The organism is Edaphobacter sp. 12200R-103 (assembly GCF_010093025.1).
Lineage (GTDB): Bacteria > Acidobacteriota > Terriglobia > Terriglobales > Acidobacteriaceae > Edaphobacter.
In genome coordinates, this window is sequence record NZ_CP048114.1 from 3,755,481 (window position 1) to 3,776,542 (window position 21,062).

Genomic DNA, 21,062 nt, shown 5'->3' on the forward strand with positions numbered 1-21,062 from the left:
CATATTATTTCTGCGCAAACTATTCAAAAGATTGGATTTAGAGGAGAGCTGAAACTGCAAAATATTGAATCGAAGTAACTTCAGGCCATGTTCCCAAATTGTCATAGACAGCAATTGCGATAAAACGGAGAAGACAGTTTCCAGATCATCTGTTTATCTCTCCCAGTGTAGCAAGCAACCCACCAAGGGTTCTTCCTGCTCTTCGGGGATTGGAGAGCGAGCTGCGATACGCATGAGCGTTGAAGCGAAGCCGCAAGGAGGAAATTGCTTGATAGGCTGGGATGGGTATTTTGCTTCTCCCAGTTTGCCTGAAGGAAGACTGGAAGAAGGAGTGGGGAGGAGTTTGGGATGGACGAGCAGACACGGCTGAAGCAGCAGGCCGCGGAACGGGCCCTGGCGCTGGTAAAGCCGGGAATGGCGGTGGGACTGGGATCAGGTTCGACAGCGACGCTGTGGATTAAGTTGCTGGGAGAGAAGGTGCGGACCGAGGGCCTGGAGATTCGCGCAATTGCGAGTTCGGAAGACAGCGAGGCGTTGGGGCGCAGCTATGGGATTCCGTTCACCAGTTTTGCAGAGACTCCGACGCTGGACCTGACCGTGGATGGAGCCGACGAGGTCGCTCCCGGGTTGGCGTTGATTAAGGGTGGCGGCGGCAAACTGCTGCGGGAGAAGATAGTCGCCAGCGCGTCGAAACGGTTCGTGATTGTCGCAGATGGATCGAAGCAGGTGGAGAAGCTGGGCAAATTTCCGCTGCCGGTGGAGGTAATCCAGATGGCGGAGCCTCTGGTGAGCAGACAGCTTGCGGAACTGGGATTCACCCCGAAGATCAGGATCAACAACGACGGCTCGCGCTACATCACCGATGAGGGCAACCTGATCCTGGATTGCTCCGGGGTTCTGATGGACAATCCACAGGCGATAGCCGCAAAGCTGGATGCGATGGTAGGGGTTGTCGAGCATGGACTATTTCTTGGGATGGCCACGCTGGCGTTGATTGCGGAACCTGGCGGGATTGTGGAGCGGACAAAGTAGATCATGCCGATCTGGCTGTCCCCAGAGAGGCGCCATCCTGAGTGAGGCTTCTCTCCGCTCAGAGGCACCTTCGGAAAAGATCTGATCAGGACAGCAGTTTTCGTGCGGAGATAACCTTCTGGTTCATCATCCTTCACTATGTTCAGGATGACGGCTTTCCTCACTCCCCAATGGGAAAACGCTTTTAAAGAGCAGGCCGCGCTCGATGGCTGAGCGCGGCCTGTTCTTTTGCGGACCTTACTGCTTTTGTGCCGCTGGCCAGGAGTCCGACGGAGGAGTGGCCCAGGTTGCTGCTGGCGGAGGCACATCCAGCTTCGGCCGCTTTGCTCCCGGGGGCGGAAGCTTTGCGTTGGCCTTCAGGGTTACCTTGCCGTTGGGGCCGACTTCATAGGGATCCCAGTGAGGCCAGTGGGGCCGGCGCGCCATGCGGGCCTGCTGCTCGGGCGTAAGCTGACGTTGCATGCCGGGGATGCGAAGCAAGGTCCACTTCCGCGCCTCCTTCTCGGCCTCTCCCGGCGGCTGGTTCCAGGGAATTGCAGCCCGGCCGTTGAGGTCATAGACGAACTTGCCGCCCATCAGGGTGAGTTCGCACTCCAGCCTCTCGTTTCCCTTCATCATGGCGCCGGAGCCGTCTTCGAAGCCAAAGTCGCCGTGGCGCACGTTGAGGACAGCGATATCTGCAATGGACCCGACGGAGAGATTGCCGAGCTGTGGCTGCTGAATCTCGGTCGCCGGATGCGAGGTCATCTCCGCGATCACTTCCTGCAGTGGCAGTCCCATCGCAAGGAACTTGTCCGCGGTGGTCAGTTGGTCCTTCAGACCTTCGTTGAGGTTGTCGGTATGGATGTCGGTCGAGATCGAGTCAGGAATAAATCCTGCCTTGATGAGCGGAACGGCCACACTGAAGAGGAAGCTGGCTCCCCCATGACCCACGTCGAAGTAGACGCCGCGCTTGCGGCCTTCCCACATGCCTTTGCCAGGTCCACCGGTTTCTGCGTCCTGCTCGCCGCGCAGGCCGCTATACATATGGGTGTAGATGTCGCCGGGACGCAGCTTGTTTTCAAGAAGCTGCTCGAGCGGACGCTCGGGACGCCGCGAGCCGTAGTCGATCATGACGGGGATATGCGCGATGGTGCCGCCCTTGATGGCCTGATCGTAGGGAAACCACTCGGGGCCAGTGAAGTGAGCGCTCTTGATGCCGACGATGACTCCGGGATATTTGAGGGCCATCTCTGCGGTCTTCTCGCCGTCCATATCCTTCATGTTCTGCTCGATGGGGCCGCTGCCCATTCCGTTGCCGACGATGTTGAGCAGGGCGAGAACGCGGGTCTGGGAGCGATCGATGACGCGCTGCTTGAACTCCTCGAAGTTGCGCCATCCTGACGAGCCTGCATCCACGACGGTGGTTACGCCGTAGCGCAGGGTAACGCCATCGGGCATAACGGCCCAGTCTCCTCCGGCGTAGTCATTCTTCTTAAGACCCCAGAAGACGTGAACGTGGATGTCGATCAGGCCCGGGGTGACATAGAGACCGGCGACGTTCACGGTCTTAATGGCGGAGTCTGCGGGGATTCCGACGGCGATCTTTGCGATCTTGCCATCCTTGATGGCGACATCGCGGACGGCATCGACCTTATTCTTCGGGTCGATGACATGGCCGCCCTTGAGCAGCAGGTCGTACTCCTTATCCTGCATAGGGGCTTTGGCCGATGCCGCCGTGCGGCCCGCAGAGGGGGAGGGCTGCGTATCCTGTGCCACAAGCTGGGGCGCCAGGGAGCACGCTGCGAGAGTGAGTCCGGCGCAGGCGCGAACCAGAGAGTTGCGATCCATAGAGGCTCCTTATTTCCTGAGCTGTTTCGCTTCGTTTCAGGTAACGGAGTTTTATAACCCAAAGAAAACAACCCTGCAACGGACATATGGACTATGCCGTGACGTGTGTGGCTGCATCACTCCTTCTCGAGATCCAGCCTTCTTCGATGGATCTAGGACAGATGGGATATGCCAAGGGGCTGGGGAGATGAGAAGATGCTATTTTGCAAACAAACCACAGGAGACTGAACGATGAAGAATCTATATTCGCTGATGCGGAAGCACGGGCTGATCCTGGCCGGGATTGCGGCCCTGGGTGTCTCGGGTAGCGCCTTTGCCCAGAACAAGGCGATCGACTTCAAGCAGGGAAATCCCTTCAGTGATGGATTCGTTGCTGGAAATACCCTTTACGTTGCCGGCCAGCAGGGACCGGACGCGAAGGGCGATGTGACAAGCACCGATATCACCGTCCAGACGCACAATGCGATTGAGGCCGTGCGAAAGGTTGTGGAGAAGGCCGGGTTCAAGATGTCGGACCTGGTTTCAGTGACGGTTTACGTGACCGACCTGAATGATGTGAAGAAGATGAACGAGGTTTACATCAAGGACATGCCGGATCCGAAGCCGGCGCGCGCAACGGTAAAGGTCGCGGGTCTCATCGGCGGAGCGAAGATTGAGATCTCCGCAATCGCTGTGAAGCACTAAGCAGATTCCGTTCTGCGAAAGTGAAACCCCGGTTCTGGTTGAGCCGGGGTTTTTGCTTTTGTGTGGGATGCATGTGATGGGTGGGTTTGCTGCTCAGGCGGCGTTGCGGCGACGTAGAAAAGCAGCGAATCCCGTGATTCCGCTGCCGAGCAGAAGGATGGAGGAGGGTTCGGGCACCGGCGCCAGATCGGATTGGAACTGGCTGGCGATGATGGCGTCCGCAGTGGTGGTCGGGTGAATGTCATCCCAGAAGAGATGCTGATCGGGGTTGGAGCAGACAGTGGCGCCATTGAAGCAGGGTGTGGTCACATCGGTCAGACCGTAGGCGGCGGGGTTCTGGGTGACTGAGTTGAGCAGACCGTAGAGATCGGAGTAGACGACACCGGCAGGCAGAGTCGACTGCAGGCCCTGATTGAATTGCTGGCTGAAGGCGGTGGCCGCCGCATCGCCGTAGAACTCGGGGGTGAGGCCGAGGTCGGGCAGGCCGGGGACAAGGATGTTCGTGGCTCCGGTGGCAAGAAGCGAGGCGACGATTGCATTGATGTCGGTGATGGCGTTAGCAACCGAGCCGCCAGCCTCGAAGTCATTGGCTCCTCCCCAGACGATGAAGAGCGAGCTTGATACGAGCGCGGGAGGCACGGGATAGGCGGCCAGCTCCGAGAGCATTCCCGGCAGGCCGAATGCGCCCAGGCTGGTCTGTGAGCCTCCGTCGCCGCTGTTGCCGATACCGGTGGTGGCTCCGCCCCAGGCGAAGTCGTGGAGAGGAGCGCCGAGCTGTGCGGCGAGCTGCTCCACGGCGACAGGGCCGTTGGAGAAGCGGCCGTTGTAGTAGGGAGCGGGAGGGATTCCGGAGACGCCGTAGAGATTGCCGTTATCGGAGAGGCTGTCTCCATAGACGAAGACGGCGGAGTAGGAATCGGCGGAGGCTGAAAGAGAGAACGACAGAAAAAGAATGGCGGCGAGTGCGGAAAAGACGGTTCTGCGGGTGGGCACGAGGGGCTCCTTGAGGGCTTCGATTGGCAGATTGTGCTGGGGGCCCGGAGACTGAATGGGTCGGGATCGACCGCGACTCAGGATGACGACCATCCTAACACTCCGGGAGGAGCTTAGAGGCAGGGTGTAGTGAAGGGCTTAGCCCAGTGGATGATAGTAGCTTGTCTCAGGAAAGGCGCAGGAGTGGCAGAGGATGCGGCCGTCGGAATCGGTGAGATTGCGATCGTAGTTGATTCCCTCGCCGCACATCGCGCAGACGATGCGCTGCGATTTGTAGCCGGGCATCTCGCGCGGATGCAGCGGAACACGGACCCACTGTTCGGCGAAGAGGTCGGCGTCGGGCATCTCGCGATAGGCGAGCATCTGCTGCTGATTTTTGTTCTCGATATGCGGGTAGAGCTCGCGGGCGCGCTGCTTGGAGGATTCGAGCGCGGCGATGCGGATGCCTTTGTAGGTGGGGATTTCATCACGCAGCTCGAGCAGGGCATTGAGGTCGACGAAGGTGGCGGCCATCTTTCCCCAGTCGCGAAACTTGAGGGCGCGCTTGCCCAAGCGGCATCCGGTGACGACGGCGATGGCGTCGGTGGCGCAGCGGTCGATCTCCACGAAGGTGACGAGACGCTTGCGGTCGGCGGTGCGAGGCTCCGGGATGCCGAGCCGCTGGCAGCCGAGCATGGCGAGCCGGACGCCGAGGATTTGCCCGGCGCAGAGGTGGCCGTGGGCCAGCTCCGCCTGGCGCAGGAGGTCGTCGAAGGGCTCCATGAAAAGATAATACGAGGTCAGGCAAGCAGGCTGGCAGAGGGGAGCGCCAGGTTGAGGTATTGTTGCAGAGGAGCGCATCGATGTCTGTCCGCGGAGGACGCCTGTGAGCGTGTTGTGGAGGCACTTTGCATTGGGGTTTAGCGCGCTGCTGCCGCTGGTGAATCCGCTGGGCACGGCGCTGGTGTTTCTGGGGATGGTAGGCATCCAGCCGGCGGCGGTATACAGGTCGCTTGCACGGCAGATCGCCATCAACATGGCGATCTTTCTGGCAGTGATCGAGCTGATCGGGTCGTACCTGCTGTCGTTCTTCGGGATCTCGTTGCCTATTGTGCAACTGGCGGGAGGCGTGGTGGTGGCGGCGATTGGCTGGGGGGTTCTGAATCAGCCTGACGCCGGCCAGTCGAAGCAGACGGCGGGGGCTCAGATCGCAGCTCAAGCCGGAGACACGCAGGAGAGATGGGACTCGAAGACCTTTTACCCTCTGATGTTTCCGATTACGGCCGGACCGGGCTGTCTGGTGGTGATGCTGACCCTGAGTGCGCATACGATGCAAGGGAACCTGACCGATACAGTGCTGGCGCGTGTGGGGTTGTTTGTGGCGGTGATTTTGCTGAGCGTGCTGGTGTACCTGTGCTACGCGTATGCTCCGCAGATTACGGGAAAGATCTCGCCTTCGACGACGCACGGAATCCTGCGGGTGATTGCGTTCATCCTGCTTTGTATCGGGGTACAGATTGCGTGGAATGGATTGGAATCGCTGCTGAAGCCGCTGCTGCTCCATGGATAAGCCACGAGGGTTGAGTCACGCGTTCATACGGTTGCAGCGGGACTGACGGCCACGACGATCTTGCCATGACCGGCGCGATTCGGAATCTTTCCGGTGTACGCCTTCTCGGCCTCGTTGAAAGGAACGACGCTATCGACCAGCGTTCGCAGTTTGCCGGTATCGATCAGAGCGGCGATCTCCATTAACTGACGCTGATGCGGCTTGACGATGAAGAAGGCGTGTTGCACCCGAGGATCCTGGTTGCCTTCCTTGTCGGAGGCGATGGTGACGGCAAAACGGCCGGGTTTGAGCAGGGGCAAGGAGCGAAGAAGGACGTCTCCGCCGACGGTATCGAAGACGATATCGACAGGCTCGGTGACGGCATCTTCAAAGCGGGTCGCATGATAGTCGATGAGCTCGTCGGCTCCGAGCTGCTGGACGAGGGCGAAGTTGGAGGGCGATGCGGTGGCGATGACGTGAGCGCCGTGCAAATGGGCGATCTGGACGGCGAAGTGGCCTACAGACCCTGCGCCTCCATGGATGAGGACGCGATCACCAGGGTGCAGGTGGCCGTGTTCGAAGAGCCCCTGCCAGGCAGTGAGCGCTCCGATGGGGACCGACGCGGCCTCGATCGCGCCAATCGTTATCGGAGCAGGCGCGAGGGAGGAGGCCTCCGTAAGGCACAGCTCGGCAAGTGCGCCCGGAGAGAACCAGTCGTTCATGCCGAAGACGGATTGCCCCAGCGTGAAGTCGTGAACGTCGCTTCCCAGAGAGGCGATGGTTCCGGAGAATTCGTGGGAGGGAACGGCGCCGGTGCGGGGCGCTCCAGAGGCGTCGTGTGTCGTCGGATACCACTCAAGCTCGGTCGGTGTAACTCCGGCAGCGACGATGCGGACAACAACCTGTCCGGGGGCCGGCTGTGGATCGGGGAGAGTCGCTTCCACCAGGTGGCCGGGATTTCCGGAATCAGCAAGGCGCATGACCTTCATCGAGAGAGCCCTCCAATGATCTGCGTTCAGAGGTGGAGTTGATTTGAATGTTTTAGTTGCGTCCGAGAGCCCGGCGAATCTTTTGATCGATTTTGTACTGGCTGAGTGCATAGACAGCCCAGATAGTGGCCGGAATCCAGCCAATGAGCGTCACCTGAAGGATAAGACAGAGCACACCGGCAAAAGGGCGTCCGATGGTGAAGAAGGTAAGCCAGGGAAGCAGGAATGCAATGAGCAGTCTCACAGGAGTCCTTGCTGATGAAATTTAGTCCCGCTGTTTCTCTTTTCTATCAGATGCGGCGAAGCGGGCGCGGCTTCATGGATGCTGCGGCGCTTGTCAGGGAGAAAGCAATGAGATCGAGAGGATCTCAGTTGGAGTCGTCGTTATCGCCTTCCTCGATGATGGAGGAGGTTCCGACGACATCGTAGGTCGTGCTTTCGCCACCGGTGGGCTGAATGGTGACGCGCAGAGGAAGGCGATTCCATTGGGCAGGGGCACAGACCGGCGATGCGTGACCGGCTTGCGGCCACGGGCCGATGCGCTTCTGTACAACGGGGCGCCGAACGCCGAGCTGGGCGACGATCACATACAGGCTGCCGCCTTTCGCCGTTGTCGAGGTTCCGCAGTAGGCGGCGTAGTCGCGGAACCAGACAGCGTCGGAGACCAGTGGATCGAAGTCGGGAAGATGCAGGGCAGTAATGTGTCCGGTCAGGCGATCGACCGTGATCCACGGCCCGGGCTGCCAGATCCAGCGGGGAGATGTATCCGTAGCCAGAGCGTCGTTGACCCGCAGAGCACGGCGCACGGCGAACGTGCGGTCTGTGATCTCGTGGATATTCCCGGTGGTCCAGTCGCGCTGTCGGCCGTCGATGATGAGGGAACGCACCTTGATCGTCGTGGTCAGGTCCATCTGGGCCTCGGGCGTGGCGTCGGGCTGTGTGTAGGAGACGCGACGGGTTCCGCCGAGGATGACGGTATGGGTCTTGGGCGCGGCGGCAGCAGAGGCGGGGAGGGTAGCCAGACTCAGCAGAAAGACGGGAAGGGCTCTCACGCGGGCGAACTCAAGGGTCAGGGCCAGCTCTGTACGTTTCGGTGAGAGCTGGCCGGGATTGAAAGATAGTCTGCGGGAATTTCTCCGCAGCTGCATTCAGCGATGGAGACATGCTACTGAATGCCTGCAAAACAGACGCTGCAGCTCGCTGCAACTTTTGGGGAGTGGAATAAAAGGGGTTATGTGCAGGTAGAAAGTTCGCAGAGATAGGAAAGCTCTTCCAGGCAGTTGAGCCGGGTTGTTGAAGAAAGTACAAAACTGTGGAATACGTTCTAAATGTTGCTTAATTCATGAAGGTGAGCGGAGTAGTATCGAGAAAACGAAGCGTGTGCCTGTGTGAGGCGCGCTGAAGCGGAGCCCTGGCGAGGGGCATCTCCAGCAGTGAGGAAAGGAAACAAAAAAGATATGTGGAAACCGAATCAGCCGGGAAGCAACAGCCCCTCAACTCCAGAACCGTCACGGCCCACACCTCCGACGCCGAGCTATGAGCCTCCGCGTGCGGCAACTCCCGCCGCCAGTGCAAGTGCAGGCGCGGCTGCCACGGGTGAGCAGGCAACCATCGGCAAATCGCTGGTCGTAAAGGGCGAGGTCACCGGTTCCGAGTCCCTGTACATCGACGGCAAGGTCGAGGGCGCCATCAATCTTCCAGGCAATCGCGTAACCGTGGGCCGTAACGGCCAGGTGGCAGCCAATATTGTTGCCCGCGAGGTTGTGGTGCTGGGCAAGGTACGGGGCAATTGCCAGGCGAGTGATCGCGTTGACATCCGCAGCGAAGGGTCGCTTACCGGCGACGTGATCGCGGCGCGCATCTCCATTGAGGACGGCGCGTTCTTCAAGGGCGGTATCGACATCCGCAAGCCGGGTTCGGCCGACCTGAAGTCTGCCTCTGCCCAGACGGCTTCGACCAGCGAGCCAGCTACTGTCCAGGCGTAACGGATTTCCAATCCTTCCAGACGGTCCGGCCTTGCGCCGGACCGTTTTGTTGGGAGCTAAAGATTTCGCGCGAGCGTGAATGCCGCGACCGCGGCGAAGATCAGCCGGATGGCTACCGGTGATGGCTGAAGAAGCCTCAGAGGCTTGCGGGAAAAGAGTCTCCAGAGGAGCGCGAACGGGATTCCGACGGTGGCGAGCGGGTTGAGCCGCAGGGCTTCGCCGAAATGGCCATGCAGCAAGGCAGCGAGCGCGCGGGTAGTTCCGCAGCCGGGGCAGAGGATACCCAGGTACCGGTGGACGGGGCACTGTGGATAGAAGCTGTATCGCGCTGGCGGGAAGAGCAGAAGGACCGTGGCGGCCGCGACAAGCAGGAGCAGGACCGAGATTCTCTCTGTACCCGCTGCAGTTGAGACAGTGCGCGACGATAGGGACCCTCGCGATATCGGAAGAGAGACGCTCATGATCAGAGTCCGCTGCGATAACGCAAAGATTGCTTGGCGGCATTGATCTGGTTGAAGTGGTACTGGAAGTAGAGTCCCCCGAAGAAGAGCGTCATGATGGGCCCAAGGCGAAGTCCGATGGGTTCGGCGCTGTTGAAGTGGCGTTCGAGCGAATCGCGCATGGCGAAGCGGTAGAGGATGAGGAAGACCAGAGCCGCGATACCGGCCAGCCCTTCCAATACGGAGCCGTGGTGATGACCGTTATGCATGGCGCCCGCCGAAAAGGCTCCATTGACGAACGAGAGGATGGCATAGGCGAGGAAGTAGGGAAACGCTTTGGTCTGGGGTTCGATCTTCTTCATCCAGAGGAGCTGGACGAAGTCCCAGATGATGGCGAACAGGCCACAGGTACAGATGGCGAGCAGCAACACGATGGCCCAGTGCAGGTTTGGCGGGTCGGGATAGGGCGATGCGGCGTAGGCGGGAGGCTGCTGACCATACGGTGCTGCCGGCGGAGCATAGGGCGAAACCGGCATGCTCGCCGCGGCGGGATTTGGCGCCATGGCCGGATTGAGGATCTGAGCGACGGGAATCCAGTCGGCCATCTCGTCGGACTTCGCCAGATCGGTGAGAAGGATGTTGCCGGTGGCAACATAACGCTGCAGGTCTTCGAGGGTGTATGGACCATAGATCTGGCCTGCGCGGGATATCTGGTAGGGCATGGCGTCTCCTGAAAGTCAGCAAAGAAGATGAAAACACGGGGTAGCCCGAAGGACAAATATATTTGCCACGGGAGATGCGGCTGCTATATCCAGTGTGAAATTATTTCCAATGCTGATTTTGAGGAGTGACAAACGGATGCAGCGGCCGTCTGTGGGTTGCAAAGAGGAGATGGCAGCATGATCGGAAGAGCAGCAGTGGTTCTGGCAGGAGTCGTCGCCGGGCAGGTAGCGATGGCGCAACAGCCTGCATGGCAGAGAATCCAGATGCCAACGGCGGCTGAGGTCGCACGCCAGTGGGTGAGTCCTCCTTCGGAGTATGGGCCGGAGCCTTACTACGGCATGGGCGGAGCTGTGAATGACGAGGTGATTCAGCGCGATCTGGACCGCATGAAGCAGTTGGGGTATCGAGCGGTGACGGTACAGTATGGCCGCGGTGCTCCGTTTGCATATTTGTCGCCGGAGTACTTTGCGTTCTTTCGCAAATTTGTCGATGAGGCAAAGAAACGCGATATGCGCCTCTGGATCGTCGATGATGCCGGTTATCCAAGCGGATTTGCGGGCGGCAAGTTTACTCAGGAGAAACCGGAATTGCAGATGCAGGCTCTGGTGGCTGCAGAGATGATCTCCGTCGGCGGTGGGGAGGTGCTGGAGCGTGCTGTAAAGCCGGAGACGGTGGCGGTGACGGCGATGCGTCTGGACGGTGGCGGGACGGAGACCATTCCTTTTGGAGATGGAAAAATCCGGTGGACGGCGCCTGCGGGCGAGTGGAAGGTGACGATTGTGGAGCATCGTTTCAGCACATCGCCGACGCGCAGCGATACCAATCCGAAGAATGTGAAGGACGGGTCGCAGTCCCTTGAGGATTATCTTGATCCTGCCGCGACGGAACAGTTCCTGAAGTTCACACATGAGCAGTACAGGAAGTACGTCGGGGACGAGTTTGGCAAGACCATCCTGGGGTTTCGTGGCGATGAGCCGGATTACTCCATTCGCGGACTGCCGTGGACACCGAAGTTCTTCGAGCGATTCAAAGAGATCAAAGGGTATGACGTCCGACCGTATCTTGCGGGTCTGTTTGCCAAGCCTCTAGAGATGACCCAGACGGAGCGAAGAGTTAAGGCGGATTACTACGATGTCTTCTCGCAGATGTTTCGCGACGGGTTCTTCAAGCCGCAGGCGGAGTGGTGCGCAGCCAATCATCTGGAGTACCAGGTTCACCTGAATCATGAAGAGATGGAGATGAACCTGGTGCGTAGCGAGGGAGAGTTCTTCCGCGACATGCAGTACGTGCAGGTTCCGGGGATCGACGCCATCTGGCACCAGATCTGGAAGGATACGATATCGGATTATCCGCGGCTGGCTTCGTCTGTCTCGCATGTGTACGGCCATCCACGAGCTTTTACGGAGAGCTTCGCGGCCTATCGGCCCGAGCCGGATGTCGATATGGCGCGGTACATCCTGAACGAGCAGTTTGTGCGCGGCATCAACCTGGTGGAGACGATGTATCTTCCGTCGAGCGCAGGCGGTCGGCAGGGCTCGCCTTACATGCGCGAGGAGGGGTATCCGGCGCTGCTGGAGTATGTGCGGCGCATGAGCTATCTGCTCTCGATGGGTGAGCCTGCGGCGAAGGTTGCGCTGTACCTTCCGTCGAGCTCGATGTGGATGGGAGACGAAGCCGCGGACAAGGCGTTTGTCTCGACCGAGAGGGTGCTTTCGGAGCGGCAGATCGACTTCGACATTGTGAGCGAGGATGCGCTCGCCAACGATTTGAAGGCTGAGAAGGGCACGTTCGCGACGATGAGCGGCAATCGTTATACGACCGTGATTCTGCCGGGCGAGTCCGTACTCTCAGAGGCTGCGCTCGATCGCCTACGGGAGTTCGCACGTGGCGGTGGCAAGGTGCTGTTTCTGGATCACCTGCCGGTGTTGATCTCCGGGAAGACCTATCGCGATGCGCGAGATGCAAAGGCCGCGGACTTCGCGTGGGCGAAGGTGGAGGTGAGTGCGCAGCTTGCAGCGACACCGACTCCGCCGATGCAGCCTCCTACAATGTCGCCTCCTGCGCAGATGGTTCCTGGGGCAATTGCTCAGGCTGTGGATGCTGCTGTGCAGCCTGACGTGAGGCTGAAGAAGCCGGACCGTTCGCTTCACGTGATGAGGCGGCGGCTAAAGGATGCCGATGTTTATCTGCTGTTCAATGAGGGGCCTGAGGCGTTCAGCCAGCGCGTGGTGTTACAGCGCAAAGGAAAGCGTGTTGAGAAATGGGACGCGACGACTGGCAAAGTGGCAGAGGTGAAGGTATCGGCAAAGGCGCGCGACGTGTTCACGGAACTCGCGCTGAAGCCGTATGAGATGTGCGTGCTGGTGGTGCGATGAGGAATCCTTCCGGAATTGGGGTCATCCGATATACATCAATGCTTTTCCAGCGAGGTTATCGGCAGTGGATTCGGTCAAGATTGTAGAAGAGTTTTGGGACGCGGTATGGAAGGCTCGCGATCCGGATGCGGCCAGCAGGTTTGTCGCTGATGATTTTGTCATCACGACGGGCGGCGTGGATATCGTGGGCAAGGAAAATTTCATCGCCTGGATCAGGCAGTTTCTAACGAAGATCGCAGATTTTCAATTCGAGGTGATTGAGACTTTTCAGAATGCGGACGGAAGCAGGGTAGCCTCGCGCTGGAGAGTGACCGGGAAAAATAATGGATTACTTGGGACGGAGCCGGATCAGAATCCGATCTCGTTTACTGGCACTGCGGTGTGGGCAGTCCGTGAGGATGGAAGGCTATTGCACAACTGGGTGGAGCGGGCTACATGGGAGGTATTTCAGCAGCTGACCCGTGGCTGAGGATAGGTGCGCGTGAGGATGGGCAGATGATTTCGGTGCAGAGAAGCTAATCCCTCCACTGCAATCGGAATGACCTGCTCGTGGAGGGATGCCTGTTCAGTGCTCTCTTTTTCTAAGTTAGAGGCTCTGGTTGTCGGCGGTCTCCAGTTGCGTGTCCTTTGCTGCGCGGCTTAGGGCGATGCGAAGGTCTTTGACGTTGTGGAGCGCGAAGGCCGAGGGGTCGGTGGGCGCGGTAACGGCGATAAAGTCGGCGCGGTTGACGTCTTCCAGATAGAAACTGGGCCTCTGGTCGGCCTGTGCGGGCGCGACTTCCACGTGGCTCATCTCGAGGCGATTGACGTGGCGCAGAAAGAAGCCCTGCGACGGCGTCGTATGACCGAACATGCCGGGGTCGGGGTAGGCGGCTTCCTTTTCGGGCATCGTGATCTTTGCGTCGTCGGCCGTGCCTCCGCCGCGGTGCTGGATGTAGATGTTGGAGAGCTTGATGTCCTGGATGGGATGGTCGGGAATTCCGCTGAGGATGGACGAGATGTTGGGGACGGTGTTGTAGCTGACCAGGTTGTCGACGACGATGCGCTGCAGCGTGCCAACCTTCGTGCTCTCCTTAGGTCCGCGGAGGCGAGCGCCCAGGCGGAAGAAGAGAGGAGCATTTACGACGTCGCGCATGGTGATGTTCGAGATGGCGATGTCCTCGCAGAGGGCACCGTCTTCGCTCTCAAGCGCGAGACCCATGCAGGCGTCGAAGACGCAGTTGGAGATGGTGATGTTCTTGAAGCCGCCATTGGACTCGGTCCCGCACTTGATGCGTCCGTTATGCGCAACGTGCTGGGTGTCGGGAGCGAACCGCTTGTAGGTGCCGTCCAGCATCGTGCCGAGCTCGTACGATCCTGCGACGTAGCAGTTGGTGATGGTCATGTTCTCGGTCGCGCGCGCGTAGCCGAGAGCGTAGCTCGATTTTGGGCAGATGCCGTCGTCCCAGGGCGAATTGACGTAGCAGTTGGAGACGCGGACGTTGCGGCAGCAGTCGATGTCCATGCCGTCGCGGTCAGTGTCGATGGTGAGGTTGTCGATGGTGAGGTTATCGACGCCGGTCAGCAGCAGAGCGAAGTGGCCCCCCTTGAGGACGGAGAAGTCGCGGAAGATGACGTTGCGGCAGTTCTTCATCGCGATGGCCTTGTTGCCAACGCCGGGCTGCTCGGCCTGATACATGGGATAGTCGCCGCGCGCCGGACGAATGCGGACCGGCGGAGGCGGCGCGCCGGGAAGACGTTCCGGGCCGAATCCGACGGTCTTGGGGGCTCCGGGCGGACGACCCGGGCCCGCTCCGAAGCTGAGTCCTTTGCCGTAGATCAGGCCGGGGCCGACGATGGAGACGTCCTGAATATCGATCCCCCAGATCAGCGAGTTCTTCCAGTGATTGTGGCCGTAGTCCTGGTAGGCGTCCCAGGCGGTGTTTGGCTCGGCGGCGTCGTAGGTTCCGCCGTTGTAGCCGGTGGTCTCGCCGGGCTTGGGAGACTCAGCCGCGAGCAGAACGCAACCCTGCGAGAGGAAGAGCGAGACGTGGCTCTTGAGCCGGATGGAGAAGGAGAGCCAGGTTCCTGCGGGAAAGTAGACCGTGCCTCCGCCGGCGGCCGCTGCGGCTTCAATGGCCTTGTTGATGGCTGGGGAGTCGACGGTCTTGCCGTCACCGACTGCTCCATAGGTGCGAATGTCGAAGATAGCTCCTGCAGGAAAGCCCGCGGAGGAACGTGGAGCGGCGTAGGCGGTTGCGGGCACGGCGGCTGCTGCGGCGGCAGCCAACCCCATGCCGCTGAACTTCAGGAGTTCACGGCGGGCGGAATCGATGGTTTTCATGGCGCAGCCAATGCTAGCAGAGAAGTGGTAGGACCAGGAAACTGTTTCCTGATTGAAAAGCCATGTCTCTCCTCCTTTCAATCAGCTCACATCATTGCGTTTGAAGGACGTGTCGGCGGACGCCTATAGTACGCAGATGGTCAGACCGTGTTTTCTTGTCATCGACCGGGAGTTTCCCGGAAGTATCTCCACCCGCAAGCTGGTGCTTGAGACTGCGAAGTTCAACGTTATAACAGCGTATAGCGGGAAGGAGGCAGTCGAGATCTTTCGGCGTTTTCCTGCCGTGGATGGCATTGTCATGGATGGAGAGCTGGAGGATATCCCGTCTGAAGATCTGGCCGTTCTTTTAAAGCAAATCATGCCGACAGTCCCTGTGATTGTGATCAGCGCGCCCGGAGGGCCGGCATGTCCGAGCGCGGATCGCAGGGTGGAGTCTTTTCAGCCTCAGAAGCTTCTCGAAACATTGCGCGACCTGAAACCGAGGGAGTCGGAGGAGATCGAAAAGCGTGACGAGGACCTGAGCAGAGAGATCTGAGAGCCTCAGGGCTTTGTTGTCGGAGCTGGCTTCGGAGCCGGTGCAGGCGTTGAAGGTGCTGCTGCCGGAGCCAACGCCTTCATCTTGCGCGTGAACTCAGCGTTGGCTTCCCGCATCTGCGGCTGCGCCGCGGCCATCTGCTCCTGGACGGTCTGCATGGTCTTCGTCATCAGCTCGGGAGATTTTTCGATAAGCGCCTTGCCTGCAGGCGAGTGATAAAACGCGAGTATGCTGTCGAGCTCCGGTTCGGTATAAGCCTGGCTGTAGCTTTCCACGATGCCAGACTTGATCTTGTCCCAGGCCACGGCGTTGCGCGTGATGGTCTCGAGTTGGCTGATGTAGTCGCTGATGACCTTCTGCTGTTCTGGGGTGACAGCATGACTGGCGGTCTGCTGCGCCGCCATTGAGCGCATCCTCGATGTCATCTGCTGGGTCATCTGCCCGGCGATCTGGTTCACCTTGGTGATCTCGATCAACTCTTCCACTTTGGTGCGTTTGGAGGCATCGTCGGCCCGCAGAAAGGGTGCGGTCGCGATGCAAAACAGAAGGGCAGCGGTGGAGAGACGGTTCATTTGAAATACCTCATCGGGGTTGATCGAGCGGCTTGCGCGCGAAATAGTAGAGGGACCAGGCGAGCAGAGCGAACATGAGAACGCTCACCCAATCGTGATGCAGCAGATTATGGTCGCTGAACCGTGGAATCGTGCGATCGGTGGCCGACTCGTAGAGTTTAACCCCTACTCCCACTAACCCAACAATTCCGCCGGCTGCGATGAGTCCTGAGGCAAAGAGGGAGCCGGAGGATATCTCGGATTCGACCTCTGGGTCGCGGATGCAAAAACTGCGTGCAGGGAGACCGGTTTCTTTCTCAAGATGGGCAGGATTGGTAGGGTTGAAATCGGGGTGCTGCGTTAGCCAGGCGTCTCTGTCACTCTGCCAGAGAGCAAGCGATGCCTCGAGTTCCGATGCGGCCTCGCGCTCGTACTGCTTCTCGGCGGCACGATCGACGAGCCATCGCATGACGCCACCGGCGAAGATGGCGAGCGTGGTCCCAATGGAGAGGTACGCTCCCACGGCAAGCGTGAGGGAGCGGACGCCGAGCAGTTCGACCATGATGACGAGCGCAACGCCAAGAAGCACAAGCGACCAGGGGAGCTTTCGGCTGAGGATACCGTTGATGACGGTGGCCATCAGGCGTCCCTGCGGAGCAGCGGCGTTCTCGCTGCCGATGCCCTGGGTCCACTGGATCTCGATCTGGCCGGTCGCGGGGTTGTAGAGGTATTTGCCGTCGGCGAGAGTGGAGGACCCAATGGCGTTCAGCAGAATGTAGCTGCGCGCATTGGTGATTTCGGCAGAGGAATCCTGCAAACCCACCTTAGCCGCCTTCTCCACCCCAGACAGCGAGCTGTCCGGGGACCCCGGTTTCGGCGTCGAAGATGGGGCACCCTGATTTTCGGTATGGCTCAGGACGATGTGGTCGCGGTTGAAGTTGCCCTGGGCCTGTACGCCGTCGGGAAGATGACTCAGGGAGAGCGCCACAGGGCGCGGCATGCGCTGGAAGCTCTCGAGTCCCTTGTTCATCGCGTTCAAGGTCACTCCTATGGAGAGCACGGAGATGATGACGCCGATCATGATGGCGAGCTGCTGTTTCCACGGCGTGGCTCCGATCAGATAGCCGGTCTTGAGGTCCTGCGCGGTATCTCCTGCGTTGGAGGCGGCGATGCAGACGATGCCCCCAACCGTGATGGCGAGAGCGCCGAATGCTGGCGCGGTCCATCCCCGGACCAGGAAGATGGCGGCTGTAGCCATGAGGGTGGCGATGGTCATTCCGGAGACCGGCGAAGCTGACGAGCCTACGATGCCGACGATGCGGGCCGAGACAGTGACGAACAGGAAGCCGAAGACCACGACGAGAAGCGAGGCGGCCAGATTGGCGAAGGCTCCCACCTGCGCTCCGGGGACGGGTTTGAATTCAAGGAAGACCCAGAGGAGGACGACCAGCAGGACCGAGCCTCCGATGACGACCGACCAGGGCAGGTCATGCTCGGTGCGAGGTGGCTGTCCAGAGGCCGTTGTGGCGCTGCTTCCCAGGTTAGCCGACTTCGTCGTCGAACCTGGGGCACCCGGATCTGTGGCTCTCTTGTTCTTGCCGATTGATTTCAGGCCTTCAGTCAGGGCGGCGAGGATGGTGGGTGCGGTGCGGAGGAGGGTGATGAGGCCGCTGCAGGCGACAGCTCCTGCTCCCATGGGCCGTACATAGGTGATCCACAGATCCGAGGGGCTCATATCGCGGATGAGTGTCGTGCCGGGATAGAGCGGCGTAGAGAGGCGCGAGCCGAAGAAGTAGATGGCCGGCATCAGGACGAGCCAGGAGAAGACTCCGCCGGCAAGCATGACGGCGGCGACGCGCATGCCGATGATGTAGCCGACGCCGAGATACTCCGGGGTCACATCGGCGCGGATGGCCCCACCCTTGAGCAGGTGCTGTTCGCCCACGTTGAAGGAGTAGTTGGGGGTGGAGGGAAAGAGGCTGAAGAGGTTGTCGTTCTGGAAGAGCGTATAGATGCCGCCCAATCCAAGGCCGAGAAAGACACGGCTGGCGAAGCTGCCGCCGCGCTCGCCTGCCATCAGGACATCGGCGCAGGCAGTGCCTTCGGGATAGGGAAGGGTCCCGTGCTCCTGCACGATCAGCTGCCGCCGGAGCGGGATCATGAAGAGGACGCCAAGCCAACCGCCGAAGAGCGCCAGGGCAAAGATGCGGGACGATTCGAGATCGAAGCCAAGAAAGATGAGTGCCGGGAGGGTGAAGATGACTCCGGAGGCGATGGACTGGCCGGCATTGCCAGTGCTCTGGACGATGTTGTTCTCGAGGATGGAGGCGCGGCCAAAGGCGCGCAGGATGGAGATCGAGAGAACCGAGATGGGGATGGAGGCTGCGACCGTAAGGCCGGCGCGCAAGCCGACATAGACAGTGACGGCTCCGAAGAGAATGCCGAAGATGGCGCCGAGGAGGATGGCGCGAACGGTGAATTCAGGACGCGACTCGGTGGAGGGAACGAAAGATTGGAATGCGGGCTTGGTGGTTGTGGTCGCCATAAATTAAGAGGTTCTCCGCTGCACGTGGCGCTACGGCTGGTTGAGTGTACCAGCGAAGCTCCGGGAATAAGACGAGAGAAGAACGCCTGTTGTCGTCTAAGTGGAGGTATTGGAATCGGGGTACGGTACAGCGGGAGCGGGTCGGCCGAAGATCGTGTAGCGCAGCAGCGCGGCCAGTGCGCAGGCCATCAGGAACAGCATAGGGCCGGAGAAGAGGAAGCGGTCCTGTGCCCAGCGGCTGTCGAGCAGAGCGGGCGTCTGGCTGTTGAGCGTGCCGAAGAAGCGGGCGATCCTGCCGGAGGTGTTGTGGGCTCCGAAGACGCTGGCGTTTCGTGACTGCCAGGTAAAAAAACGCACCAGAAATGCAATGCTGACGGGCACCCATGCGAGCAGGATTGCGGGGATCCGGTCCGGCTCCATGAAGCGCGCAAGCCCCGGCGCCAGCTCAAGCAGAGCCTTATTGAGTCGGCTGAAGGGAACCAGTCCAAGAAGGAAGCCGGAAGCGGTAAAGATGGGGAGGAAGTAGTTGAGAAGAAAGACAAAACGATTCAGCGTTGTCCAGTGCGCTTTGGTTGCGACAGCCCACACAGGAAGAACGAAGACCCAGGCAAACTTGATGGCCAGCATTGTTACCAGCAGATAGAGAAAGAGGCACTTGGCGCACCATGTGAGGGTACGAAACATGATCTCAGGTGTAGCACAGGTGCACCCCGCGTGGTGCGAGATTGTTGACGCGAGGGAGGAGGAGAAGACTATACTGCAGGCACGGGCGCGATTTTGTTTCGTTGCTGCGAGTGAGGTGCGTCTTCAGCCAACGCTGGATTGACAATTCGCTCGGGACTGTTCAGGGAGCTCCGCCGGGCGGACCGCCGGGTGGGGTGGAGGAATGGCGCGCTGTGTCCCGCGTGCTCAAGAGTCCTGGCCAACTGATGCGGGCTGTCGTTGACGATCTGGTAACAACCTTCTTTCCAGCTGATTGCAGGGTCTGTGGGGGACCGCTGCCGGGCGCTGGGCTTTCCCCTCTATGTCAGATATGTCTGGATGCGCTGCGCGAACAGGGCTCGGAGTTGTGTGCCCGTTGCGGCGAGGCCTTGGACCTGGATGGCGTGCGCTTCCGGCAGCAGGCTGGAGGCGAAGGGGCGTTCTGTTCACCCTGCCGCATGGCTCCGCCGGAGTTCGAACGCGCTCAAGCGTGGGGTGTGTACACCGACGGTATGCGCGATGCCATCCGGCTCCTGAAGTATGAGCGTGAGGAGCCGCTGGCGCGTCCTCTGGGCCTTCTGCTGGCTCGTGTGGTGACGAAGCTGGCAGAGGAGGGTATGTCGCGGGGTGTAACGGTGATTGCTGTTCCGCTGCATCCACGCAAGCAGCGTCAGCGCGGATATAACCAATCGGTCCTGCTGGCCGATGAAGCGGTGCGGAGTCTTCGCGCCGAGGGATGGCCGTTGAAGGTGCAGCACGCTGCGATGGTGCGGATGCGGCAGACGGACAGCCAGTTTGGGCTGAGTTCGCGTGAGCGTCGGCGAAATCTGCGAGGCGCGTTTGTCGTGCGCGATCCGCAGGCCGTCCATGGCTGTGAGGTCCTGCTGATCGACGACATCTACACCACTGGAGCGACCGCGCGGGAGTGCGCGCGTGTGCTGCGGCAGGCGGGAGCAACGAAGGTCTGGGTGGCGACGGTGGCACGCGCGCAGAAGGAGATGGTCGCGCGGTGGGATGCATCGTCGGGTGAATCTTTGCGAGGCGAGGTGGAATTGGCTGCCAGATAAGTTTTCTGGCGAGAGGATTGTTTTTTCAGAACGAGTACGACCGGAGGGCAGAACGATGCAATCGGGCAAGCAACGCAGGCAGGGACACAACGGGAAGCGACACGCGGGACATCCGCCGGAGCTTCCGCGTGTCGCCACAGTGACCGAGGTACGGGCAGGCGTCTTTCGCCAGCCGGCCATGCAGACTCCGGTGTTGGTGTTGAACGCCTCCTATGAGCCGATCAACATCTGCGGTGCCCGCCGGGCTCTGGTTCTGGTGCTGAAGGGAGTAGCGCGGACCGAAGAAGAGCAGGGACAGATGTTGCACGCCGCAAAGGTGAACGTCCCGATGCCGAGCGTCATTCGTCTGCTGGAGTACCGAAGGATTCCGCACCAGACCAGGGCGCTGTCAAGAAAGAATATCCTGCTGCGCGACCGCAACAGCTGCCAGTACTGCGATGCAATTCTGACCGCAGCGGAGCTGACGCTGGACCACGTGATTCCGCGCTCACGCGGGGGACTGTCCACCTGGGAGAACCTCGTGGCGTGCTGCCATGCATGCAATCGCAAGAAGGGAAACCAGATGCTGCATGAGTTGACAGACATGCGTCTGAAGCGCGAGCCCAGGCCGTTCAGCCTGCACACCTCGCGCCACATCATGCGGATGATTGGAAGCGCAGACGCGGCGTGGAGGAAGTATCTTTACTTCGAGCATACCGAGCCTGCTGCTTGAAGTTCCGGGTATGGAAGTTCTGAATTTAGATTGGGTCAATGTTCGTCA

General features: G+C 60.1%; 21 protein-coding genes. 9 read left to right on the top strand and 12 right to left on the bottom strand.

All coding sequences use genetic code 11. The features are described from left to right. Positions 1 to 348: 348 nt before the first annotated feature. Complete coding sequence (rpiA, locus tag GWR55_RS15640; RefSeq protein WP_162403097.1) at positions 349 to 1,032, top strand: ribose-5-phosphate isomerase RpiA; 684 nt, start codon at positions 349 to 351, stop codon at positions 1,030 to 1,032. A 237-nt stretch (positions 1,033 to 1,269) separates the two neighbouring features. Here the strand turns inward: rpiA and GWR55_RS15645 are convergent, their stop codons facing one another. Continuing rightward, positions 1,270 to 2,862: an amidohydrolase/deacetylase family metallohydrolase gene (locus tag GWR55_RS15645; RefSeq protein WP_238398457.1), complete on the bottom strand. Its 1,593-nt coding sequence runs from the start codon at positions 2,860 to 2,862 to the stop codon at positions 1,270 to 1,272. Between the two features lie 231 nt (positions 2,863 to 3,093). Here GWR55_RS15645 and GWR55_RS15650 point away from each other — a divergent pair, with 231 nt between their 5' ends. Further along, positions 3,094 to 3,546: a RidA family protein gene (locus tag GWR55_RS15650; protein WP_162403098.1), complete on the top strand. Its 453-nt coding sequence runs from the start codon at positions 3,094 to 3,096 to the stop codon at positions 3,544 to 3,546. A 93-nt stretch (positions 3,547 to 3,639) separates the two neighbouring features. On the opposite strand, the gene GWR55_RS15655 is transcribed toward GWR55_RS15650, so the two are convergent. Both GWR55_RS15655 and GWR55_RS15660 read right to left on the bottom strand, forming a co-directional pair. Then, on the bottom strand, positions 3,640 to 4,539 hold the full coding sequence (locus GWR55_RS15655; RefSeq protein WP_238398458.1) for an SGNH/GDSL hydrolase family protein: 900 nt from the start codon (positions 4,537 to 4,539) through the stop codon (positions 3,640 to 3,642). A gap of 138 nt (positions 4,540 to 4,677) precedes the next feature. Then, entirely contained in the window at positions 4,678 to 5,301 is a 624-nt protein-coding gene (locus GWR55_RS15660; protein WP_162403100.1) for an FmdE family protein, read from the bottom strand. Between the two features lie 103 nt (positions 5,302 to 5,404). On the opposite strand from GWR55_RS15660, the gene GWR55_RS15665 reads away from it, so the two are divergent. Further along, entirely contained in the window at positions 5,405 to 6,088 is a 684-nt protein-coding gene (locus tag GWR55_RS15665) for a MarC family protein (protein WP_162403101.1), read from the top strand. A 23-nt stretch (positions 6,089 to 6,111) separates the two neighbouring features. Here the strand turns inward: GWR55_RS15665 and GWR55_RS15670 are convergent, their stop codons facing one another. The 3 genes from GWR55_RS15670 to GWR55_RS15680 all read right to left on the bottom strand — a co-directional run bounded on the left by GWR55_RS15670 (position 6,112) and on the right by GWR55_RS15680 (position 8,204). Continuing rightward, a complete protein-coding gene (locus tag GWR55_RS15670) occupies positions 6,112 to 7,056 on the bottom strand; it encodes an NADP-dependent oxidoreductase (protein WP_202925518.1) in 945 nt (314 codons plus the stop codon). Between the two features lie 52 nt (positions 7,057 to 7,108). Beyond that, the gene (locus GWR55_RS15675; protein WP_162403102.1) at positions 7,109 to 7,300 is read right to left on the bottom strand and encodes a YqaE/Pmp3 family membrane protein; all 192 of its coding nucleotides are present in this window, start codon (positions 7,298 to 7,300) and stop codon (positions 7,109 to 7,111) included. A 124-nt stretch (positions 7,301 to 7,424) separates the two neighbouring features. Further along, the gene (locus tag GWR55_RS15680; RefSeq protein WP_238398459.1) at positions 7,425 to 8,204 is read right to left on the bottom strand and encodes a hypothetical protein; all 780 of its coding nucleotides are present in this window, start codon (positions 8,202 to 8,204) and stop codon (positions 7,425 to 7,427) included. Between the two features lie 309 nt (positions 8,205 to 8,513). On the opposite strand from GWR55_RS15680, the gene GWR55_RS15685 reads away from it, so the two are divergent. Beyond that, entirely contained in the window at positions 8,514 to 9,041 is a 528-nt protein-coding gene (locus GWR55_RS15685) for a polymer-forming cytoskeletal protein (RefSeq protein WP_162403103.1), read from the top strand. Positions 9,042 to 9,097: 56 nt separating this feature from the next. On the opposite strand, the gene GWR55_RS15690 is transcribed toward GWR55_RS15685, so the two are convergent. After that, entirely contained in the window at positions 9,098 to 9,502 is a 405-nt protein-coding gene (locus GWR55_RS15690) for a DUF2752 domain-containing protein (RefSeq protein ID WP_162403104.1), read from the bottom strand. Between the two features lie 2 nt (positions 9,503 to 9,504). After that, on the bottom strand, positions 9,505 to 10,203 hold the full coding sequence (locus GWR55_RS15695) for a DUF4339 domain-containing protein (RefSeq protein WP_162403105.1): 699 nt from the start codon (positions 10,201 to 10,203) through the stop codon (positions 9,505 to 9,507). Between the two features lie 177 nt (positions 10,204 to 10,380). Between GWR55_RS15695 and GWR55_RS15700 the strand changes: the two genes are divergently transcribed. Both GWR55_RS15700 and GWR55_RS15705 read left to right on the top strand, forming a co-directional pair. After that, a complete protein-coding gene (locus tag GWR55_RS15700) occupies positions 10,381 to 12,579 on the top strand; it encodes a glycosyl hydrolase (RefSeq protein WP_162403106.1) in 2,199 nt (732 codons plus the stop codon). 64 nt (positions 12,580 to 12,643) lie between these two features. Then, entirely contained in the window at positions 12,644 to 13,048 is a 405-nt protein-coding gene (locus GWR55_RS15705; RefSeq protein ID WP_202925519.1) for an ester cyclase, read from the top strand. Between the two features lie 117 nt (positions 13,049 to 13,165). On the opposite strand, the gene GWR55_RS15710 is transcribed toward GWR55_RS15705, so the two are convergent. Continuing rightward, positions 13,166 to 14,902, bottom strand: coding sequence for a glycoside hydrolase family 28 protein (locus GWR55_RS15710; RefSeq protein WP_162403108.1), 1,737 nt, complete (start codon positions 14,900 to 14,902; stop codon positions 13,166 to 13,168). A 136-nt stretch (positions 14,903 to 15,038) separates the two neighbouring features. On the opposite strand from GWR55_RS15710, the gene GWR55_RS15715 reads away from it, so the two are divergent. After that, the gene (locus tag GWR55_RS15715) at positions 15,039 to 15,437 is read left to right on the top strand and encodes a response regulator (protein WP_162403109.1); all 399 of its coding nucleotides are present in this window, start codon (positions 15,039 to 15,041) and stop codon (positions 15,435 to 15,437) included. Positions 15,438 to 15,442: 5 nt separating this feature from the next. Here the strand turns inward: GWR55_RS15715 and GWR55_RS15720 are convergent, their stop codons facing one another. From GWR55_RS15720 to GWR55_RS15730, 3 genes are all read right to left on the bottom strand, one after another. Then, positions 15,443 to 16,009 carry a DUF2059 domain-containing protein gene (locus tag GWR55_RS15720; protein ID WP_162403110.1) on the bottom strand — a complete coding sequence of 189 codons (567 nt, stop codon included), beginning with the start codon at positions 16,007 to 16,009 and terminating at the stop codon, positions 15,443 to 15,445. Between the two features lie 10 nt (positions 16,010 to 16,019). Then, positions 16,020 to 18,533 (bottom strand): OPT family oligopeptide transporter, encoded by a 2,514-nt coding sequence (locus GWR55_RS15725; RefSeq protein ID WP_162403111.1) that lies wholly within the window; start codon positions 18,531 to 18,533, stop codon positions 16,020 to 16,022. Between the two features lie 96 nt (positions 18,534 to 18,629). Then, complete coding sequence (locus GWR55_RS15730) at positions 18,630 to 19,217, bottom strand: hypothetical protein (RefSeq protein WP_162403112.1); 588 nt, start codon at positions 19,215 to 19,217, stop codon at positions 18,630 to 18,632. Positions 19,218 to 19,429: 212 nt separating this feature from the next. Between GWR55_RS15730 and GWR55_RS15735 the strand changes: the two genes are divergently transcribed. Both GWR55_RS15735 and GWR55_RS15740 read left to right on the top strand, forming a co-directional pair. Continuing rightward, complete coding sequence (locus GWR55_RS15735; protein ID WP_162403113.1) at positions 19,430 to 20,302, top strand: ComF family protein; 873 nt, start codon at positions 19,430 to 19,432, stop codon at positions 20,300 to 20,302. Between the two features lie 55 nt (positions 20,303 to 20,357). Next, positions 20,358 to 21,014: an HNH endonuclease gene (locus tag GWR55_RS15740; protein ID WP_162403114.1), complete on the top strand. Its 657-nt coding sequence runs from the start codon at positions 20,358 to 20,360 to the stop codon at positions 21,012 to 21,014. Positions 21,015 to 21,062: the final 48 nt, after the last annotated feature.

Excerpts from the sequence above, each read along its gene's own strand:
- GWR55_RS15645 (WP_238398457.1), bottom strand. The coding sequence starts at position 2,862 with ATGGATCGCAACTCTCTGGTTCGCGCCTGCGCCGGACTCACTCTCGCA.
- GWR55_RS15730 (WP_162403112.1), bottom strand. The coding sequence starts at position 19,217 with ATGTTTCGTACCCTCACATGGTGCGCCAAGTGCCTCTTTCTCTATCTG.
- GWR55_RS15690 (WP_162403104.1), bottom strand. The coding sequence starts at position 9,502 with ATGAGCGTCTCTCTTCCGATATCGCGAGGGTCCCTATCGTCGCGCACT.
- GWR55_RS15685 (WP_162403103.1), top strand. The coding sequence starts at position 8,514 with ATGTGGAAACCGAATCAGCCGGGAAGCAACAGCCCCTCAACTCCAGAA.
- GWR55_RS15710 (WP_162403108.1), bottom strand. The coding sequence starts at position 14,902 with ATGAAAACCATCGATTCCGCCCGCCGTGAACTCCTGAAGTTCAGCGGC.
- GWR55_RS15720 (WP_162403110.1), bottom strand. The coding sequence starts at position 16,009 with ATGAACCGTCTCTCCACCGCTGCCCTTCTGTTTTGCATCGCGACCGCA.
- GWR55_RS15660 (WP_162403100.1), bottom strand. The coding sequence starts at position 5,301 with ATGGAGCCCTTCGACGACCTCCTGCGCCAGGCGGAGCTGGCCCACGGC.
- GWR55_RS15740 (WP_162403114.1), top strand. The coding sequence starts at position 20,358 with ATGCAATCGGGCAAGCAACGCAGGCAGGGACACAACGGGAAGCGACAC.
- GWR55_RS15680 (WP_238398459.1), bottom strand. The coding sequence starts at position 8,204 with ATGCAGCTGCGGAGAAATTCCCGCAGACTATCTTTCAATCCCGGCCAG.
- GWR55_RS15725 (WP_162403111.1), bottom strand. The coding sequence starts at position 18,533 with ATGGCGACCACAACCACCAAGCCCGCATTCCAATCTTTCGTTCCCTCC.
- GWR55_RS15715 (WP_162403109.1), top strand. The coding sequence starts at position 15,039 with ATGGTCAGACCGTGTTTTCTTGTCATCGACCGGGAGTTTCCCGGAAGT.
- GWR55_RS15695 (WP_162403105.1), bottom strand. The coding sequence starts at position 10,203 with ATGCCCTACCAGATATCCCGCGCAGGCCAGATCTATGGTCCATACACC.
- GWR55_RS15670 (WP_202925518.1), bottom strand. The coding sequence starts at position 7,056 with ATGAAGGTCATGCGCCTTGCTGATTCCGGAAATCCCGGCCACCTGGTG.
- rpiA (WP_162403097.1), top strand. The coding sequence starts at position 349 with ATGGACGAGCAGACACGGCTGAAGCAGCAGGCCGCGGAACGGGCCCTG.
- GWR55_RS15700 (WP_162403106.1), top strand. The coding sequence starts at position 10,381 with ATGATCGGAAGAGCAGCAGTGGTTCTGGCAGGAGTCGTCGCCGGGCAG.
- GWR55_RS15650 (WP_162403098.1), top strand. The coding sequence starts at position 3,094 with ATGAAGAATCTATATTCGCTGATGCGGAAGCACGGGCTGATCCTGGCC.